General features: G+C 40.1%; 17 protein-coding genes and 1 pseudogene. 4 read left to right on the top strand and 14 right to left on the bottom strand.

Translation table 11 applies throughout. The features are described 5' to 3' along the window. Window positions 1–134: 134 nt before the first annotated feature. The 4 genes and pseudogenes from HOP08_03250 to HOP08_03235 all read right to left on the bottom strand — a co-directional run bounded on the left by HOP08_03250 (window position 135) and on the right by HOP08_03235 (window position 4,355). A complete protein-coding gene (locus HOP08_03250) occupies window positions 135–1,997 on the bottom strand; it encodes a PAS domain-containing sensor histidine kinase (GenBank protein NOT73918.1) in 1,863 nt (620 codons plus the stop codon). Window positions 1,998–2,217: 220 nt separating this feature from the next. Beyond that, window positions 2,218–3,474, bottom strand: coding sequence for an MFS transporter (locus HOP08_03245; protein ID NOT73917.1), 1,257 nt, complete (start codon window positions 3,472–3,474; stop codon window positions 2,218–2,220). Window positions 3,475–3,488: 14 nt separating this feature from the next. Next, window positions 3,489–3,764 (bottom strand): hypothetical protein, encoded by a 276-nt coding sequence (locus HOP08_03240; protein ID NOT73916.1) that lies wholly within the window; start codon window positions 3,762–3,764, stop codon window positions 3,489–3,491. Between the two features lie 4 nt (window positions 3,765–3,768). Then, window positions 3,769–4,355: pseudogene (locus tag HOP08_03235) on the bottom strand (TetR/AcrR family transcriptional regulator). Between the two features lie 102 nt (window positions 4,356–4,457). Between HOP08_03235 and HOP08_03230 the strand changes: the two are divergent. Next, a complete protein-coding gene (locus HOP08_03230) occupies window positions 4,458–4,688 on the top strand; it encodes a hypothetical protein (GenBank protein ID NOT73915.1) in 231 nt (76 codons plus the stop codon). Here HOP08_03230 and HOP08_03225 read toward each other — a convergent pair whose 3' ends face one another. The 3 genes from HOP08_03225 to HOP08_03215 are packed head-to-tail and all read right to left on the bottom strand — an operon-like array spanning window position 4,689 to window position 7,201. Beyond that, the gene (locus tag HOP08_03225; protein ID NOT73914.1) at window positions 4,689–5,432 is read right to left on the bottom strand and encodes a ThuA domain-containing protein; all 744 of its coding nucleotides are present in this window, start codon (window positions 5,430–5,432) and stop codon (window positions 4,689–4,691) included. Next, entirely contained in the window at window positions 5,429–6,139 is a 711-nt protein-coding gene (locus HOP08_03220; protein NOT73913.1) for a hypothetical protein, read from the bottom strand. Before HOP08_03220 ends, HOP08_03225 begins: the two co-directional genes overlap by 4 nt. Window positions 6,140–6,157: 18 nt before the next feature. Beyond that, on the bottom strand, window positions 6,158–7,201 hold the full coding sequence (locus tag HOP08_03215) for a nucleoid-associated protein (GenBank protein NOT73912.1): 1,044 nt from the start codon (window positions 7,199–7,201) through the stop codon (window positions 6,158–6,160). A 76-nt stretch (window positions 7,202–7,277) separates the two neighbouring features. Here HOP08_03215 and bla point away from each other — a divergent pair, with 76 nt between their 5' ends. Next, window positions 7,278–7,997 (top strand): BlaB/IND/MUS family subclass B1 metallo-beta-lactamase, encoded by a 720-nt coding sequence (bla, locus tag HOP08_03210; protein NOT73911.1) that lies wholly within the window; start codon window positions 7,278–7,280, stop codon window positions 7,995–7,997. Here bla and HOP08_03205 read toward each other — a convergent pair whose 3' ends face one another. Continuing rightward, on the bottom strand, window positions 7,998–8,483 hold the full coding sequence (locus HOP08_03205; GenBank protein ID NOT73910.1) for a nuclear transport factor 2 family protein: 486 nt from the start codon (window positions 8,481–8,483) through the stop codon (window positions 7,998–8,000). A 139-nt stretch (window positions 8,484–8,622) separates the two neighbouring features. Between HOP08_03205 and HOP08_03200 the strand changes: the two genes are divergently transcribed. After that, window positions 8,623–9,645 carry an LLM class flavin-dependent oxidoreductase gene (locus HOP08_03200; GenBank protein ID NOT73909.1) on the top strand — a complete coding sequence of 341 codons (1,023 nt, stop codon included), beginning with the start codon at window positions 8,623–8,625 and terminating at the stop codon, window positions 9,643–9,645. A 119-nt stretch (window positions 9,646–9,764) separates the two neighbouring features. Here HOP08_03200 and HOP08_03195 read toward each other — a convergent pair whose 3' ends face one another. After that, the gene (locus tag HOP08_03195; GenBank protein ID NOT73908.1) at window positions 9,765–10,025 is read right to left on the bottom strand and encodes a hypothetical protein; all 261 of its coding nucleotides are present in this window, start codon (window positions 10,023–10,025) and stop codon (window positions 9,765–9,767) included. 162 nt (window positions 10,026–10,187) lie between these two features. Here HOP08_03195 and HOP08_03190 point away from each other — a divergent pair, with 162 nt between their 5' ends. Beyond that, window positions 10,188–10,787, top strand: a complete 600-nt coding sequence (locus HOP08_03190) for a hypothetical protein (protein ID NOT73907.1) — start codon at window positions 10,188–10,190, stop codon at window positions 10,785–10,787. A 30-nt stretch (window positions 10,788–10,817) separates the two neighbouring features. Here HOP08_03190 and HOP08_03185 read toward each other — a convergent pair whose 3' ends face one another. From HOP08_03185 to HOP08_03165, 5 genes are all read right to left on the bottom strand, one after another. After that, on the bottom strand, window positions 10,818–11,864 hold the full coding sequence (locus tag HOP08_03185) for a DUF3089 domain-containing protein (protein ID NOT73906.1): 1,047 nt from the start codon (window positions 11,862–11,864) through the stop codon (window positions 10,818–10,820). 12 nt (window positions 11,865–11,876) lie between these two features. Then, window positions 11,877–12,236 carry a hypothetical protein gene (locus tag HOP08_03180; GenBank protein NOT73905.1) on the bottom strand — a complete coding sequence of 120 codons (360 nt, stop codon included), beginning with the start codon at window positions 12,234–12,236 and terminating at the stop codon, window positions 11,877–11,879. 3 nt (window positions 12,237–12,239) lie between these two features. Beyond that, the gene (locus HOP08_03175; GenBank protein ID NOT73904.1) at window positions 12,240–13,337 is read right to left on the bottom strand and encodes an AI-2E family transporter; all 1,098 of its coding nucleotides are present in this window, start codon (window positions 13,335–13,337) and stop codon (window positions 12,240–12,242) included. Window positions 13,338–13,456: 119 nt separating this feature from the next. Continuing rightward, complete coding sequence (locus tag HOP08_03170) at window positions 13,457–14,206, bottom strand: hypothetical protein (protein NOT73903.1); 750 nt, start codon at window positions 14,204–14,206, stop codon at window positions 13,457–13,459. Window positions 14,207–14,274: 68 nt separating this feature from the next. Beyond that, window positions 14,275–16,698 (bottom strand): FtsX-like permease family protein, encoded by a 2,424-nt coding sequence (locus HOP08_03165; protein ID NOT73902.1) that lies wholly within the window; start codon window positions 16,696–16,698, stop codon window positions 14,275–14,277. Window positions 16,699–16,705 lie beyond the last annotated feature (7 nt).

Below are 16,705 nucleotides of genomic sequence, written 5' to 3'. Positions count from 1 at the left end.
TAAGTATGGTCATTGGTTTACCAATTTCAATCCAAAATTAAAATGATTGAAAACGCTGCGTTTATAGGTTAATTACCAATGAGGAGTGTTCGTGAAGGGGCAAACGTGGTCGTATGCGGACAGATCTGCTTGTATTAATCCTGACTCTCGGTATTCCTGTTTGGGATTATCACAACAAACTCAGATCCTATTCCATAGTTGGATTCGACTCTGATTGTGCCGCCGATTTTCTGAACGGCTTCTTTAACAATGTATAATCCGAGGCCGGATCCGGTTCCATTGGCGGAGGCACGGAAGAACATATCGAAGACCTTATCTTTTGAATCTTTAGGAATTCCTTCACCATTGTCAATCACCCTGATCTCTGCCGATTGTGAATTTGATTTGATGAGGACTTTAAGGCAAGGATCATCTTTTCTCAGATCGGCATACTTCAAGGAGTTTGAAATAAGATTGTTGAATATGATTTCCAGTCTACTCGGAGCTGTATAAAAATCCTGAGATTGATCAATGCTGATCATCTTTCGGATCTTGCTGACATTTTCCATGTATTGGAATTGCTCCAATGTTGCATGGACCAATTTTTCAAAACTTACTTTTTCGCATTCTACTGGCAGGCGTGTATTTCTGGAGTGATCAACAATGTCTTTAATAAAGCGATCTAGTCTCAATAAACTTTTTTCCTGCATGTCAAGCATGAACGTCATGTTATCCATGTCTTTTTCCAGGCGTGCAACTTCCACCAATCCAAGAAGTGAGGCGATAGGTGCACGAAGATCATGAGAAGCACTGTAAACAAACCTGTCTAGCTCGGTATTGATTTTGATGAGCTCTTCATTGCGATCCAATAATGCTTGCTGTGTTGCCTTTCTTTCTGTGATATCACTTTCGATAGCAACCCACTGTACTACTTTTCCGGATGCATCCCGAATCGGTTGAACTTCAATCGACACCCAGTATTCCCCACCGGTTTTAGTATAGTTGATGATCTCTACATTTTTGAACCCAAGGCCAGCGCGGAATTTCTCGCGGATAAAATCAGAAGTAATCCGGTCAGTCTTTGGTCCGCGCAATAAACTTCCTGGTTTTTTACCGACGACTTCTTCAAGTGTATAGCCAGTAAGTCGTGTGAAAGCAGGATTAACCCAGTTTATTTCGCCATTTACATCTACCAATAAGACGATATTGGTAGTTGCATTGACAACAGTTGCAAGTTTTTTATTGGTCTCATCAGTTCTCTTCCGTTCACTGATGTCTCTGACGATTGCCTGAAGCTGTTGTTCTCCATCGTGATGAAAGACGTTTAAAGATACTTCCGCTTCAAAAGGAGTTCCGTCATAACGGGTATGTCTCCATTCAAAAAATTGTGGTTCACCCTTGAATGCGGCTGCGATTTTTTCAGGCGCCACTTCTTCTGATAACCGGCCGTTCGATTGTCGCAAGGGTGAGAATCGTATAGGCGTCTGTCCAATGATCTGATCACGCGTGCATTGAAAGATCCTTAGTGTTGCTTCATTACAATCAAGAAACGTTGAGCGGTTCATCGTAAAGATGGCATCATGTGCAGAGTTGAAAAGTGTTCGCAATCTGAATTCACTTTTCTGAACGGTCTCCGATGCTTTCTTGCTTTCCGTGATGTCACATGAAACCCCAACGACGTTCTTTACTTTTCCATTACAATCAAAAACAGGAGAGAAACTTGTGGCATAAGTAATTCCGTCAATCGTTGCTTCTGTGGTGATCGCTTCACCGTTCAATGCTCTATTAACAATGTCAAGCAGGATAAGATCTTCCTGGAAGAGATCGAAGACTGATAATCCTGAAGAAGAGCCTGGTTTGAATCCAAAACAGGCAAGATCAAATCCTTTAGAGTAAGTGAGAATGCCATCTTCATCGATCAAAAACGTTTCGACAAAAAGCGGTCCTCCACTGTTTTTGTTGGATACCGGGTTTGTCACCACGATTTCTGAATCATTCCGAAACACTTCTTCTTTCATGTACGAACAACGCAACTTAATACTTAAGAGAAAACGGGAGGACACTCACTGGTCGGGCGACCAATGAGATAAAGTTAATGGATTTCAGGCCGGATTCAATAGGGCTATGTCCCTCACATTGAATGTTTTCCGGGTAATTTTAAGAGGTTAAAGCTGTATACTTCCTATATATGGAATCCAGCACAGCGATAAAGGCCAATTCTGAACGAATGGACTGATTTTATCCTGCTGCCTTATTTACTGCCGCGCCTTTCCTCTTGATAAACCTGTTGAGGAAGTACATCATGATAATCGTGATAGTAATGGATCCCGTAACAGTGTATCCAAGGATATCATAGCGTTCAAGATAACCACCCGGTGTTTGAACAACGATCTTACCTGCAATAACAGCGGCGAAGCCACCGGCAACCTGTGCGATGGATGAATTGATTCCCATGAATGCACCACGATCTTTTGGTTCGGGTATGGCGGTCATCAATGCTGACGACGATATCATACGAGATGACACCCCGACAAACATCAATGCATTGATAATGATCAGAATCCACAATGGAGTTACTCCGAGATTACAATAGATGAGTATGGTTGCAATGGCGAGCAATGATCCGAAAAAGAACACTTCATACTTTCCGATCTTATCGCTGAGTTTACCGATCAATGGTCCTGTGATAACGGTTACAATTCCAGTGATGATGTAGACGTAATTGAATTGATCGAGTGTCATCCCAAGATTATTGATGGCAAACGTACTGCCAAAAGGCATCAGCATAAAACCACCGGTTGCCAATAAGATTGTTGCGGCAAAAGCTCTCAGATAATTCGGTTGAGAAAGAGTATTAAGAAGATGGTTAAAAGCATTTCCATCCCCAGGATTCTTGAGATGAATGTCAACCGGCTTCATGTAAACAATGATTGCAATTCCAACAGCAATACTAAGACCGACGATCATAAAGAAAGGGGAGTGCCATCCCCAATATTCTGTAAGCTTGAGCCCGATAGGAATTCCCAGGATCTGACAACTTGCGAAGGCCATTTGTACAAAGCCCATAACTCGGCCTCTAACTTCCATTTTAAAAAGATCGGTAATGATAGCAAAGCTGACCGATCCAATGACGCCTCCGAATATTCCTGTAACAATCCGGGCAATTAATAGAAGGTGGTAATCTTTTGCGAGAGCACAGAATAGTGTTCCTAAAATGAATCCCGCATAAAAGAAAAGTAAGAGCTTTTTGCGGTCGAATTTATCGGCGAAGCCAGCGGCAAGAAACCCGGAGGCGCCAGCACTAAACGCATAGGCAGAGACTACCCATCCGAATTGCTCGGTGGTGATGGTGAGCTCTTTCAGAAGAATGACACCCAAAGGTGCCAATACCATAAAATCAAGAATGATGGTAAATTGAAGTATGGCGAGAATAGCTATGATAAATACCTGATAAGGAGTGAAAATCTTTCCTCCTGAAGGCTGAGTTGATTCCATTGATAGTTGTTTAATTAGTCGGGAAGTTCTTCACAAGAGTATCCTGCCCTATGAACTAATTGTTGAATGTCTGATAATTTTAATTGCTGTGACTCGACTCTGAATACACGGTCAATGTCATTCAAATCAACACTCCATTTTTTAATCCTGTATTCTTCGGATAAAAAGCGGGTCAGCAAAGTGACGTCCTGCTGTGAAAGGATATTGGTTTTTAAAACATACACATCATTTTCATTTCGGATCGATGCGTTGTCGGAATATTTTGAAAGCTCTATTGTAGGGTAGGTCATAGTATTATTTTTTTAATGCCTTCATGACAACCTGGAAGGCTTGTTTCATTTTTTTCTCATCAAAAACAAATTTGCTGCCCATCATGGACTTGTTGGATTGATGAAAACGGATCAATGTATAAAGTGGGGCATAAGCGATCGACCAGAAGACCTCAACGGGCAACTCAATCATTTCGTTTCTCTTGATCGCATTATTAAAGAAGAGGGTCATGGCTTTTTTAAAGCTGCTTTCCTTTATGTCCTTGTGATGGATAAGTGGTGAGTTTCTGAACTGCTCCATGAAACAGAAATTGTGGGGATAATTAATGGAGTATTCAAACCGGTTCTTCCACTGTTGCCACATTCCTTCTTCAAATTCCATTTCGGGATCAAAGTCTTTTAAAATCACCTCTGCGAAAAGCTTCTCTGTCCCGATAAATAACTGGTTCAGTAAATCTTCCCGATTCTTATAATAGAGATAAATGGTAGCAGGGGATACATTCGCTGCTTTGCCAACTGTTGCATGCTCAGCCCATCAAAACCATCTTTTACGATGATTTCGAGAGCTTTTTCCTTGATTGCCTGCTCTTTGCTTTCGTCTCTTGTGCGCATAACGTTGCAAATATAAATGAATGTTCATTCTTTTATAAAAACCGTGTCTTTTATTTTTACTTAATTTGATTTCGATTCGAAAACTAAAAAGTCAGCCCGTCCATGGACCTCATATCAAAAGTGATTCTCGGTGTTGGAAACAAAGGAGGGATGGGAAATGTAATGGAGGCGCTGGGCTACACTTCCGCAGATTTTCAAAAAGGATTTGATCTTGCCAACGAAATGCAGAATCGTGATCTGGTAAAGATGATCTATTCAAACTTCTCACAGAACAACATCGTGGTGGAATTTACTCTGCTTGGAAAAGCCGCCTACGAGAGTCTACCCCGTTAATCAATTTTCTTTTAGCGCCCATTTAATTCCACCCAGCAGATGCTGTAAAAACATCGGGTCCTGATAATATTCAGTCTTGTGGCCAAGAGAAGTATAGAACTGGCGTCCACCTTCAAACTCGTGGCACCATGCAATTGGAAAAAAATCTCCAAAAGTAGTTCCAGGATAGACTTTCTTTTCTTCATCCTGAATGCCAGTAAGATCTGCCGCCAGCAATACATGAATATCCGGATTCAGATTATTAATAAAGTAACACTCGTCTTCCCACGACCAGGGATTAGAGAGGGATTTTGTTGCAGGATGGTTCCCATCAATTACTTTAATGTTGAATTTCTGAAGCTTTGGATGGCGAACAAATTTCCCACCGAGCATTGCCCAGAACCATGGCCATTGTCTTTCTGATCCTGAAGCCGAATGAATTCCTACAAACGAGCCGCCGCGATGTGTATAATCAACAAAAGCCTGTCGTTGTTCTTCAGATGTAAATGCTTCGTTGTTGGAGTTTGCAAAAATTATGCAACTGAATTTCTTTAACTGTTCTGTTGTGAAGATAGAGGGATCATCGGTTGACTGCGATGCATAGCCGTTGGCATCGCAAAGCTTTGTTAGCGCAGCAACACTTGCGGAAATATTGTCGTGAACAAAACCCTTTCCGTTTTTTGTATAGATTAGAATTTTCTTCTGAGCTTTCGCTTCATTGAATACCAAAGCGATGGAAATAAAAATCAATACTAAGCTCTTCATTTTAATTCGACTTTTTCAAAAAGTGCTTTCTCTGCAAGAAGTTTCTCCCTGATCCTCTCTCCACATTCTTTATTGTTTTTGGAGGATCGGTTGGAAAGATGGATTCTCATTTCTCCGATTAAATACTCATCATATAAAGCTTTTGACCTGGAGGCAGTGAGTGGGATTGTGAATTCGAGATTCCTTAAATGATAATCTTCTTTATGTTTACTTGATTTTGCATTCCAATGATTGATCTGGTGTAGAAGTATCTCATTTTCATTGACAATGATCTGACTGTAATATCCAGGCCGATAGTCATCGCCGGAATTGCAATTGTATCCTTGTTTAGCAATGGCATCTGCAATTTCAAAATAGCGGTGTGTAAGGGCGCTATAATTGTTAAAATTGGTGGTCATCGGAAAATTGTCTACCGGTTGGTGATGAAGAATGAATTTTTTTAACTCCTCTTCCCGATCTTTCTTCTCGCAATATATTTTTTCCAATACGGGCTTATTGCTTTTTATTTCAAATCTGCACATGATATACAATTGACCTGTATGATCTTCAGCACCATTATGAATACGCAGTTCAAGCTTTATGAATGAATAGCTTAATGAAACAGATTTGCTTAAATCCTCCTTCACAAATGTCTGTTCGCGATCTTTCACCGCTGACAGCAGTGTAAGATAATCCTGTAATCCATTCAACAGCTCAATTGCGCTCATTCTGAAATGATGAATTCGTTAAAACTCTTCCCGGTAATAAATCTTATAATATTTTCTTCCATCTGCGTCAGTTCCGCGCTCGATCAACTCTTTGTCGCCGTGAATATAGATGTGAAAATTCTTATCCAGCTTTAAAACGCTTTTAAAGATTCTGGCTTGTTTCTTAACTGCAAAAGTTGAAATACCAAAATCGTCCTCCATTGTTATATCATGAACGGTGCGATAATTTGTATCAAATTTTTTGAATGACTCGATGATCTCAGGTTGTTGTAATACTTCCTTTTCAAAGTTGTTTCTGTCAAAATTGTCCTTCTTCTTAAAGTAATCCAGGGATCTGTTCAGAACATCAATCTGATCTGTCTTTGTGACTTCGAAGTCGTCTGTGAATTGCCCTGTTATATAATTCTTTGTTAATTCGAGGAATTGCTTTGTATGATGATAGCCGTCATTCCGGGGTTTGGCCATCAGGAACAATTCTTTCCAGTAATGTGCTTCAGATTTGTTTGATTTATCGATGATGCACAGTTTATAACCCGATTCTTTTTCGTCGTTGAAGATCAGGCAACCCTTATCAAGTTTTTCAACATTGATGCCGTCTTCATATTGAAGATTGAAATCTGAAGATGTTGCATCCAGCTTCAGAAAGGGCTGACGGTTTTCTGATTTAAAAATTCCAAGAGCATTGACGAGCTTTCCGTCTACCTCAATATCGGTAAAGTAGCCTACAAAAAGATCTCCTGATTTTATCTGTGGATGTACCGAAATTTCGTAGAGAAGTTTGGCAATGTTGACTGAAGTGGGATGAAATAAATTCTTGCTATCAAAGACCTGTGAAGCGAAACTATAAAGTGGATTTAATTTGAAATCCTCGTTGCTGAAGGAAAACGAATAGAATTCAGGGTGGGTGAAAGGAGAGAGGAAGAATTGTTTCACAAGCGCCAGGAGCTTTTCGTTTGGAATTGCCAGTTCGCTTTTGGACAGAAATAGTGTCTCTTCACGTGTAATATTTCCTACCTGATGAACAGATACTTTTTCCAGGTTGCAATCCGAATAATCAATCATAGTCCTTTAAGAAGGTTTCAAAAGTATTAAATTAAATTTTGAAATAAATCGACTTATTTTTGGTTGAATAAATGATATGAAATTGCGCAGCATCCTGCTTATATTCTTTATTGCATCGGTTTCCTCTCATGCTCAGAATATGAGAATTAGAGAGATTAAACCTGATTTTTATGTTTACACTACCTACAATTACTATAATGGAGCCCTCGTTCCATCCAATAGTATGTATGTTGTAACGACCGAGGGAGTTGTGATGATTGATACACCCTGGAAAGCTGAGGAGCTCCTTCCTCTTCTGGATAGTATTCAGCGAAAGCATAAGCAAAAGGTGGTGCTTTGTATCTCCACTCATTATCACGCGGATCGTACTGCTGGATTGGAACTTTTGAATCTGAATGGTATTAAAACCTACACCAGCAGAATGACGTGGGACCTTAGTGGAAAATACGGGGAGAAGCAGGCCTCACATGCCTTTTCAAATGACACAACATTTATAGTAGGCAATCATGCTTTTCAAACCTATTATCCCGGTGAAGGACATACGAAGGATAATATCGTCGTATGGTTTGGTAAGGAAAGAATATTGTATGGTGGATGCTTTATTAAAAGCACTGAAGCTACCGGACTTGGCAATGTTGCGGACGCAAATATTAAAGCATGGCCGATCTCAATGAAGAATACGATAATAAAATTCCCAGCACCAGATATTGTGATACCGGGTCACCAGGCGTGGTCTGATAATAAATCCCGGGAGTCTACGCTGAAGCTTTTAAAAAATAATGCAGAGAAGAAGTAATTACTGAATCTTTCCGTTGATATATTTTTTTACAATGGTTTCTTCTTTAGGAATATGTTTTTTGGAGACTGGAGTAATTTGTGCCTGAATGCACTTCCATTCATCGTTCTCTTTTATGTAAATGTCTGTGTAAATCGTGTGGTTCGTTTTCTCGACACCGTCCTTAAGATTTATACCTTTTGTAACGGAACTGACAAGGGCTGTATTTCCGAATATTTTAATATCCTGTTTTCTAAAATCAAAATAGATCAGACTGCTAGTGTATCCTGTTGCCCACTCTTCGAGGTACTTCTTTCGCTTCGTTCTGTTTCCATCGATATCAATCAGCGTAAAATCCTTATGTAGTATTTTGTTATGAGATGCAGTGTCATTCGTAATAAAATTATTAATGAATCTGGCATTCAGTGCTTTGAGCTTTGTCATGTCATCCTGAGCATGCAGGGTCATTGCAAGGAGCATTGAAAAGAGTGTAAGAAGTGATTTCATTTTTGTCGATTGGGAGCTGTAAACATACATTGTCTAAGTGTTTTTTCCGATAGCCTGAATTAAGGGATAAAATTTACAGAAACGGGCACTAGTTTTCACAAACTCTTGTTATCGGGCATATCTCAAGTAAATCATCAGGATGAAATTGAAATTAAGTGTACTTGATCAGACTCCTATACGGAGAGGGAGCAATGCCAAGGAAGCATTACAGGAGAGCATTCAGCTTGCCCGACATGCAGATAAGCTTGGCTATTCAAGATATTGGATATCTGAGCATCATAATATTGGCACTCTAGCATGCGCGGCGCCGGAAGTGCTGATCGCCCGTCTGGCAGGAGAAACCAGAAATCTTCGCTTTGGATCGGGCGGTATTATGCTGCCGAATCATAGTACGCTAAAGATGGCCGAGAATTTCAGATTGCTGGAAGCACTTTACCCTGGACGTATTGATCTTGGAATAGGTCGTGCTCCCGGTGGTGACCGTCTTACGGCATCGCTGCTCAATCCTTCCAATACTTTTAATCCTCAGGAGTATGTTCAGCAGATTGTTGATCTGAAAGCATTTCTTTCCGGTGCTTCAGAAGCAGGAACTGTTCATGAAAAAGTCAAAGCAATTCCCCAGGTTGATTCAGCGCCAGCACTCTGGATGCTGACGTCAAGTGGTGAAAGCGCTTTTATCGCAGCGCATTTTGGAATGGCGCTTTCCTACGCACAATTTATTAATCCTGTTGGAGGGGCAGAGGCTATTAAGGCATATCGTGAAAGATTCAAACCATCTGATGAATTGAAAGTTCCACAGGCAAGTGCTGGGATTTTTGTTTTTTGTGGTGAGACTGAGGAAAAAGCAGAACAGGTTCAGGCAGTGATGGACTATCGTCTTCTTAGTATTGAGAAAGGAAAAATTGATGAGGCCCCTTCATATGAATCAATCAAATCATATTCTTACTCGATGGATGAAATGATGAGGGTGAAGCAAAATCGCAGACGAATGATAACAGGCACTCGTGAGATTGTGAAAGAAAAGATTAGTCAGCTTGCGAAAACTCTCGATGTTGAGGAGGTGATGATAGCAACATTTGCGGATACTCAAGAAGAAAGACTTCAATCATATGAGATCATCGCAGATGCTTTCGATCTAAAAACTTTCAATCTGGTTCATTAATCTATTTCTTATCTCCTTTTTTATTGTTGATGAACCAAAAGATGGCAATCATTCCAATCATGACTGGAATAATAATGGAAACTAGTAATCCTGTATTCATAGATTAATGATTTAAACTCTTATTTCTTTCCTGATTTAAGTTTATTAGAAGCGTTCTCCCCAGCCTGCATTGCATTCTCAAGAGTTATTGCCATTCGTTCTTGTGCTCTCATTGCCTCTTCGGCGTTCTTTTTCGCCATTAGCTCCGCTTGCTCCGCCCTGTTAATATTTTCCATAGCAAGCGCTTCCTGCTCATCAGCTCTGTTTTTCTGACTGTAGCCATAAACTATGGCCGTCACAGACATAAAGGCAAGAATGGCAATGATTATGTTCTTTTTCATAGTGTGAGGGTATACTTCAAGTTACAGTTTTCCTTAAAAATTCCGAGAATCCTTAATTGATTTTCCTGTCTTTCACCGATCCTACCTTTGACTTAACTGAAATTTTAGCGCTTTCAAACACTCAGAATTGGAATGCAGCTATATATAGCATAAGTTTCTGTCATGAAATATCTATTTGCATTGATCGGGTTGTTGGCTTTTCAATCTCTCCTGGCACAGGTTACGGAAACTGCCAGTGTGGATGAAAAGTCGACGTTGAGGGAGCGTTACGTGGTGATGAAGGCAAAATCACAGACTTACAATGATTATAAAGTTGTTAAGGAATTTGTCCTGGATGGCGTGTGGAAGATCACAATGGATTCTTTAAATTCAGGAAAAGCAGTTCTGAGAGAAACCAGGAATAAAGTCACTGCCCTGGAAACAGAATTGCAAAGTATAAAAACAACTCTTCTGCAGAAGGAAGCTTCGATGGAGGAAATTACTTATGCAGGAACTCATATCAATGTTCTTGGGATTGATTTTGAAAAGAAAATGTTTATTACCATCTCGGCAGTAACCGTGATTGGTCTTCTGGTGCTGCTGGGAGCTTTAGGTGCAAGACTAAAATCACAACAAGCAACGATCAGTGAGAAATCAGATCTTATTGATTCAACAAATAATGAGTTTGAGGATTATAAGAGAAAGGCTCTGGATCGTCAGACCAAACTTTCCCGCGAACTTCAGAATGAGAGGAATAAGCTTACGGAGATCAAGAGAAGTTAAGATAGCAAGTGCAGTATTCCCCTGAATAGCTTACTTTATTTTTTCAAAACTCTCTATCCTCAACTGAACATTTTCCCGGATGTTCATGTAAAAGAAATTCATGTCTGCTATATGCCATCTCCTTACGCGTATTAAAAAGCGACCAGGGATGTAAGGCTTGTTGATCCACAAAACTCCTTCATGATTCTGAGCGTCAACGAGATTTGGTACAAATGTAAAATGACGACCCACACCACCATGATTTAATTCTTTGGCAGCGAAGTCGCTGCTGGAGTTCCAAAGAAGAGGATTTGTGGAAAGAGAATGCCGGAAGTATTTCTCATAATTATCCGGAAAGAATTTTCTTGCATAAGTATTCCAGGATGCCCATACTGCGACTTCATCAGGCTTTTCTGTTGGATGGATAAATCTGAACTCATCAGGCTTGATAGCACGACCTGCCAGATAAGCAACTACCAATTGTTTTTGTAAATCTTTTCCGTCAAAATAATCTCTTAAGAGTCTCATGGCATGATAGCTGCCCTGGCTATGAGAAGCAATCACAATAGGACGACCATTGTTATAATGCTTTAAATAATATTCGAAGGCTGCCTGAACATCTTTATAGGCCAGATTCAAAGCGCTGTTTCCATCATTTTCGTCCTTTGCGTAAAATGAGTAAAGATGTGCCTGCCGGTAGTAAGGTGCATAGATTCTGCAGGAGCCATTGAAGATACTTGCCTGATTCAGAATCGTTGTTGTCTGTGTTTTGTAATTGATATTCTTATCACCAATGTCGGCGTTCCACAGATATTGATTCTGAGGTTCTTCCGTAAAAGTTGTTGGAAAGACAAAGAACACGTCTGCCTTTGCCTGATCTTGGGTGTTCTTAAGATTCGATTTCAGAGGTACGCTATCCGCTGCATCCGCTTTGCCGGGAAGTGAAGCCCACTGCTCTTCCTTGCTATAGTCGGGGGCAGATGGAATGGGCGAATCGGCAAACTTCTTTTCTATTACGTATACGCCTTTGCTGCAGGCACTGGATATAATAATGCTAATAAAGATGAAAAGATGAGCTTTAGAAATTTTCCGGATCACTATGATTGTTATTTATTTTTTTGAAATGAACCACGCCCAAAGAATGAAAAGAAATTGGAATGGAACCCGCAGGATTGCTTTGCCCTGACTTCCCATTGCCGGATTGTCTCGGAACACATCCCAGATATGAATGGGGAGAAAAATAACCATCAATATTAAGATCCCCATTCCAGCGCGACTTCTGTAAGCAGGAATAATTGCTCCAATACCCAGTATTACTTCAATCGCACCAGTTATGTAATTGACCATGAGTTTTGGAAAGAAGTCGGGAATCAGTGGATCATACATTTCAGGTTTTATGAAATGATTGACGCCACCGATGATCAGAAATATCCCAAACAGGATAGCGAGAATGGACCTTAGAGTTTTCATCGATCAGTTTTCAGTAATGATACTTTCATCTTTTATCTGCAGGCCTTCAATATCTCCATGTTCTGTCAGCATGATGGCAATTCCTCTGGTAGAGGGAAACTGCGCGAATGTAATCAGCATAATGGAAGTGAAGGGTACTGACAACAGCATACCCAGTAATCCCCAAACCGCCCCCCAGAAGGAAAGAGCTACGAGTACCACAAGTGGACTAAGGTTGAGTGATTTCCCCATGACCTTTGGTTCCACATAATTACCAATGATAACATGGATCATCATAATACTTCCGAAGACATACGCAAACGGCCATAGCGATCCAAATTGAAGAACAGAAAATACTGCAGGTAGGAGGGTAGAGATGAGAGATCCTACATAAGGAATGAAATTCAATCCGAAGATCAATAGTGCCCAGAGAAAAGCAAAATCAACACCGACGATGATCAACACAATGTACCCCAGGACAGCGATTGCGAGACTGACGAAGGCCTTTACGGTCATGTATTTATTGGTGGAATGATAGATTTGATTCATGAGCCTCGATATCTTGTCGGCTTGTCCTGGTGCGTTGAAGACCATCGACATTTTCTTAACGAATGAATTTTCTTCAAGAAGAAGGAAGATAGTGTAAACAATTACCAGGAATAGATTCCCAACGAGACTTGATGTTGAAGTCACCATTTCTTTGAGAAAGCCTTCAATGTCAAGTTCACCGATCTTGGTTTCAATATTATTGGTAAGATTTTCCATTCCAACACTATTTCCCAATGAAGCAATCATGGTATCAAGCGTTGCCCTGTAGGCAGGGTAATTAGTAATGATCTGATTGATATTGGCAACGAGTACACGGATTGAGCCTTCGATTACACCAATGATGATCAGTAAAGCAATGCCTCTTCTTAACCAGATATTCAGAGGTTTGCCACGAAATTTAATTTTTTCGATAAGACCATTAAAAGCTTTGATAAAATACCACAAGAGTATTCCGAGCGCCAATGGCTTGAGAAGTTCTTTGAAGAATATCAGCAGAAAAATGATGATGCCAGTGAAAAGGGCGGCGCACAATGCCTTGAAAAGTATTGATTCCGTGAAACGGGTTTCTTGCATAAATGATCGATAACCCTTAAAGCTAGTAAAAAGCTTTATAAAATGGCGGAGCAGCTATCGTTTCAAGTTGGGGAAAGTAATACTGAAGCACTTTGATGTGCTTCAGTATCTTGATTGTATTAATTAACGTTGATGGTAGCACGACCTAAAATGACTCTCTTGCTGATAATGGATGTTCCTTCAACATTGATTGTAGGTTCACCCAAAGCGTTAACACGAACTTCGTCAGACGCCGATACGCTTATTTTCCCCTCACCGTAAATGCGTGTTAAGGCAATTTCACTTTTAAGTCCACGTGTATCAATTTTATTCTCACCAAAAAGTCGATACACCTGACGATCCGTTGTACCAGATTTTATTTTTAAATCATTTTCTCCATACAATGAAGCTTTGAACTTCTTTGTAACCAATGATGCAAGACGTATTTCTGTTTCGCCATAGGCTTTAAGTTTGAACTTGTCGGATGTGAGTTCATCGTCACAGCGCAATTCCTGTTCACCACGCACCTCGATAGATTTCAATTCTTTATAGGTAACATAGGCAGTAACGGCTGAACCGGCATAAATTCCCCGCTTGTGAGTATGACCATTTTCAGTAATTCGTACCTGACGTTCCGTTACACGGGCATGATCAAGATAAATTCTAAGCTTATTACCCTTCACGACAGCATTTACTTTGCTTTCGGGGATATCATTAAAAATAAAACGAATGGACTCCTGATCGCCTTTTATCAGGATCACATTCACCCGCGGTGAGGCAATGATTTTTTCAAATGAAGATAGAATTCTGCTTTCGCTTTCCTGTGCCTGGCTTATCCCTGACAATAGTATTGCAGAAGCGAAAAGGAATGTTTTTATGATGGTTTTCATGAGTATTTAACTTTGTTTCCCCTATGACAACCATAAAGGTCATGACCCCTAGTCGGCGCAAAAAAAGATTAATCAGTCCTGAGGGATGTTACCGGATTGCTTCTGGCCACTTTTAGCGCCTGATAGCTTACAGAAAGAAAGGCAATAATCACTGTGACAAATCCGGCAAACAAAAAGAACCAGACGTGTAACGTGATATGATACGCAAATTGATCCAGCCACTGGTACATAATCCATCCACTGATAGGCCATGCGATAAGATTTGCAAAAAGTACAAGTTTCAGGATATCATAATTAAGCATCGCGCCGATCTCAAGCATTGTCGCCCCAAGGGCTTTGCGAATGCCAATCTCTTTTGTTCTTTGTTCGGCAGTAAATGTTGCTAGTCCGAAAAGTCCAAAGCAAGCAATGAGAATGGCAAGAATGGTGAAGAACACAAAGAGCTTACTGATCTGCTTTTCAGTTTTCTGTTTTGCTTCAAAATTCTTATCCAGGAAAGTGTATTCAAATGGAGTTTGTGGCGCAAATTTTTTCCAGGCATTTCGAATGAATGCAATTTTATCTTCAGGATCACCTGGTGAAATACGAATCGCCATTTCCCAGTTAGGCTCATATCCAAGAATTATGGCCATGGGCTGTATGGGATCTTTTAGAGATTGGAAGTTAAAGTCTTTCATGACTCCAATGACTTCACGAAGGGCACCCTTTTCTGAATCATAAGTTGTGAATAACTTCTTTCCTTCGAAATCCTTAAGATTTAATTTTTGAACAGCGGTTTCATTGAGGATCACGGTATTTGAATCTACTCCTGCATCTTTTGAAAAGAAGCGACCCTTTTCCATGGAATATCCCATTGTCTTGAGATGATCATAATCCATCTCATACACCGCCAATAGAAAATCCTTGTCCGATTCAGGTGATCTGAAAACAGATTGCCAGTCAATGTTTGGCGGGAGACGATTGCAATAGCTAGCAGAAAGGATTTCTGGATTTTTTAGAAGTTCATCTTTAAATGCACTGGCATTTTTTCCAAGATTTTTGGTATGTAAAAGATTGATAAGGTTATCCTTTTCAAAACCCAGATTTGTTTTTTGTAGATGCTGAAGCTGTTCATAAACAACAAGGGTGGCAATGATCAGGCAGGCTGAAATAAAAAACTGAAAAATAACAAGAATATTCCTGATGCCGTATCTTCTCCGTCTCGCGCGCAGACTTCCTTTAAGAACCTCAATTGGATTGTATTGTGTCAGATAAAAGGCGGGATAACTTCCTGCCAGAAGTCCTATGATAAAAATGAAAAGAAGACATCCAATAAAAAAGAATGGATGGGATAGTGTGAAAAAACTGAGATGCTTATCGGTAAAGAAATTGAATGGAATCAATAAAACAAGGACAAAGAAGCAGGCAATAAAAAACGCGATAAGAATATAGAGGTATGACTCCAATAAGAATTGCCTGATGATAATTCCATCTAACGCCCCGATCGATTTCCGAATACTTACTTCTTTGGCACGACTTACAGATCTGGCGGTTGATAGATTAACAAAATTGATACATGCCAACAATGTAATGAAGAGAGCAATGGCTGAGAACATGTAAATGTATTGCATGTTTCCGTTGATTTCGATTTCATCATCCAAATGCGATTTAAGGTGTATGTCCAGCATCGGCTGTGAGGAGAATTCCGCATTGTCACCACGTCTTTTAAACTGAGTCAGATTGATTTTTTGCTCTCTTCTTAGCTCTTCATCAATTTTATCTTCCAGAAGACTGAATATTTTATCCTCAGCTTCTTTTGGAGAAACGTTTTCTTTTAACTTGTAATAAGTAATTACTTTCCCTTGAATCCATCCTGAAGTTGCAAGTTCATCCCATGAATTCAATGAAAGAATAAGTGAGTAATGGAGATGTGAATTAACAGGAGCGTCTTTTGCGATCCCAGAAATCACAGCTTCGTACCCCTGTGCAAGCATAAGTTTTTTTCCGATGGGTGAGGAATCTCCGGCGCCTTTATAATCGAAATACCGTTGGGCAGCAGATTCAGAAATCACAAGTTTTCCAGCGCCTTTCAAAACTTCGTTGCGATCTCCAGCAACTAATTCAAAATTGAAAAAAGTAAAAAAGTTTGAATCTGCGAGCAGAAGATATTTTTCAGTAAAAGCCTTTTCACCAAAACGGACTGGGAATGTTGCCCACTTCGTTAATCTAAAAACTGATTCGACTTCGGGTATCTTTTTTTGGATGACCTCAGCGGCAGGGCTGCCTGTCAGTGTTGAATTGATCTTCTTTTGTTGAAAGTTCCCTTGAAAACCAAGTCGATATGTGCGCTCCGCATCAGGATGGAACCGATCAAAGCTCAATTCATCCTGAACATAAAGCAGAATCAGAAGACTGCAGGTGATTCCAACGGTAAGACCAAACACGTTAATGACCGTAAAGCCAACTTGTTTCAGCATGAAACGAAAGGCGATGGTCAGATAATTGTGGATCATTTAAGGC

This window comes from Cyclobacteriaceae bacterium (assembly GCA_013141055.1).
GTDB lineage: Bacteria > Bacteroidota > Bacteroidia > Cytophagales > Cyclobacteriaceae > ELB16-189.
The sequence above is the reverse complement of the archived record's forward strand: the minus strand, read 5'-3'. Positions and strand labels throughout refer to the sequence as shown.

Excerpts from the sequence above, each read along its gene's own strand:
- HOP08_03250 (NOT73918.1), bottom strand. The coding sequence starts at position 1,997 with ATGAAAGAAGAAGTGTTTCGGAATGATTCAGAAATCGTGGTGACAAAC.
- HOP08_03245 (NOT73917.1), bottom strand. The coding sequence starts at position 3,474 with ATGGAATCAACTCAGCCTTCAGGAGGAAAGATTTTCACTCCTTATCAG.
- HOP08_03240 (NOT73916.1), bottom strand. The coding sequence starts at position 3,764 with ATGACCTACCCTACAATAGAGCTTTCAAAATATTCCGACAACGCATCG.
- HOP08_03230 (NOT73915.1), top strand. The coding sequence starts at position 4,458 with ATGGACCTCATATCAAAAGTGATTCTCGGTGTTGGAAACAAAGGAGGG.
- HOP08_03225 (NOT73914.1), bottom strand. The coding sequence starts at position 5,432 with ATGAAGAGCTTAGTATTGATTTTTATTTCCATCGCTTTGGTATTCAAT.
- HOP08_03220 (NOT73913.1), bottom strand. The coding sequence starts at position 6,139 with ATGAGCGCAATTGAGCTGTTGAATGGATTACAGGATTATCTTACACTG.
- HOP08_03215 (NOT73912.1), bottom strand. The coding sequence starts at position 7,201 with ATGATTGATTATTCGGATTGCAACCTGGAAAAAGTATCTGTTCATCAG.
- bla (NOT73911.1), top strand. The coding sequence starts at position 7,278 with ATGAAATTGCGCAGCATCCTGCTTATATTCTTTATTGCATCGGTTTCC.
- HOP08_03205 (NOT73910.1), bottom strand. The coding sequence starts at position 8,483 with ATGAAATCACTTCTTACACTCTTTTCAATGCTCCTTGCAATGACCCTG.
- HOP08_03200 (NOT73909.1), top strand. The coding sequence starts at position 8,623 with ATGAAATTGAAATTAAGTGTACTTGATCAGACTCCTATACGGAGAGGG.
- HOP08_03195 (NOT73908.1), bottom strand. The coding sequence starts at position 10,025 with ATGAAAAAGAACATAATCATTGCCATTCTTGCCTTTATGTCTGTGACG.
- HOP08_03190 (NOT73907.1), top strand. The coding sequence starts at position 10,188 with ATGAAATATCTATTTGCATTGATCGGGTTGTTGGCTTTTCAATCTCTC.
- HOP08_03180 (NOT73905.1), bottom strand. The coding sequence starts at position 12,236 with ATGAAAACTCTAAGGTCCATTCTCGCTATCCTGTTTGGGATATTTCTG.
- HOP08_03175 (NOT73904.1), bottom strand. The coding sequence starts at position 13,337 with ATGCAAGAAACCCGTTTCACGGAATCAATACTTTTCAAGGCATTGTGC.
- HOP08_03170 (NOT73903.1), bottom strand. The coding sequence starts at position 14,206 with ATGAAAACCATCATAAAAACATTCCTTTTCGCTTCTGCAATACTATTG.
- HOP08_03165 (NOT73902.1), bottom strand. The coding sequence starts at position 16,698 with ATGATCCACAATTATCTGACCATCGCCTTTCGTTTCATGCTGAAACAA.